The sequence below is a fragment of the Oleiphilus sp. HI0125 genome, from assembly GCF_001635355.1.
Genome location: NZ_LWGF01001379.1, coordinates 1 through 817, shown reverse-complemented (window position 1 = coordinate 817; position 817 = coordinate 1). Strand labels below are relative to the sequence as shown.

Annotated in this window: 1 protein-coding gene; it reads left to right on the top strand. The window is 41.5% G+C overall.

Going from position 1 to position 817, the window contains the following annotated elements; genetic code table 11:
- Positions 1-396, top strand: a 396-nt coding sequence (gene pyrI, locus A3762_RS23700) for an aspartate carbamoyltransferase regulatory subunit (protein WP_082869328.1), incomplete at its 5' end; no start/stop codon positions are given.
- Positions 397-817: the final 421 nt, after the last annotated feature.

The following is an 817-nucleotide window of genomic DNA, read 5'->3' as shown; positions in this document are numbered from 1 at the left end:
GGATTGAAAATACTACGTTTGTTCGATATCGAACAAGGTACAGAAAAAGTCACCATCGGCTTAAACCTACCGTCTTCATCTTCAGCTACGAAAGCAAAGGACATTATCAAAATTGAGAATGTCTTTTTGACTCAACAGCAAGCTAGCCAATTAGCTATCTATGCGCCAAATGCGACAGTTAACCAAATTGAAGGCTACCGTGTTGTTAAAAAGCTTCCTCTAGCCCTACCTGAAGTAATCGAATCCGTATTCAAATGCCCGAACAGTAACTGCATCACCCATGGTGAGCCCGTCAACAGCAGCTTTAAAGTGATCGTCGATCAAGACGATGTGCGTATGAAGTGCAAATATTGTGAGCGTACTTTTGATAGTCACATCATGACTGATGCAAATTAAGACATTCGCCACTAAAAACGCCTGCTACCTTGCAGGCGTTTTTGTTTCTGACACTCAATCATTTACATACATAGATCTCACAAAGTAGCCTGAGAGCAAAACGCAACTGCATTATTAGATGTAGGTCTTCTCTTCACTCAACGCAATAACCCAGGCCCTAGCTCGAGCTCTAAAATGCAATAACCAAGAGCTATACTTCTCATGCTTTTTATATCTGATATGATGACCTGCTTTGCGAGTAGGCGAAATATTACTCATGCCTACCAAATAATAATCACGCAGCGGAGGCATGCATGAGCGACGCACTTAAAGGACGTAGTTTCACTAAATTACTGGATTTTTCTCAAGCAGAGATTGCAGATCTTCTTGAGCTATCTGCTAAGTTAAAAGCGGCGAAAAAAGATGGCACAGAAACACAAGC